A 655-nucleotide genomic window follows, 5' to 3' on the forward strand; every position below is an offset into this window, starting at 1 on the left:
GTGTCATAGGCACCGTCTGCGGTGACGCTCGCGATCTCCTCTTGGGCTGGGATCTGGCTGAGCAGGTCAGGCAGGATGCGTGCATCGCCGATATGGCTCCCGGTGATCTCGACAGCCCGGACCTCCAGCGTTTTCTCGTTGATCCCAAGGTGGATCTTGCGCCAAACGCGCCGTTTAGAGCCACCGTGCTTGCGTGCGTTCCACTCACCTTCGCCTTCGACCTTGATGCCAGTGCTATCCATTGCCCGTCAGGGTATTGCGCAGCAATGCCCGAGAGGGGATCAGCAGGTGCAGGGGCCCCTGCGAACCGCGATAGGGAATGTTCACGGCGAGGGTTTTCTGGCGGCGCGACAGCGTGCTGAAATCGGGCACCGTCCAGTCGAGACTGATCAGACCCAATAGGCTCTCGACGAACCCAGTCGTTTGCCGCAAGGCCATACCGAACAGGACCTTCATCGTCAGGCATGTCTGGATTGCGGTATCGCTGTAAGTCTGCTGTCGGCCGCGTTTGCCGGTCGGCGCAGCATCCCAGATCATCTCTGGGTCAAACCACCCTCTCATCGCTACAAGCAGCGACTGCCGGGCAGTGGATCGTTAGCGAGCCACGGCGCTTGAGCGCTTCATTGTAGGCCGGCCAGTTTCTGGTCTTGTAGGT

The 655-nt window shown here is 60.5% G+C and carries 1 pseudogene; it reads right to left on the reverse strand.

From position 1 onward, the window contains the following. Positions 1-655 (reverse strand): annotated as a pseudogene (locus FQ320_RS25345) (IS5 family transposase); the annotation flags it as partial.

It is taken from the genome of Oceaniovalibus sp. ACAM 378, from assembly GCF_008085915.1.
Lineage (GTDB): Bacteria > Pseudomonadota > Alphaproteobacteria > Rhodobacterales > Rhodobacteraceae > Oceaniglobus.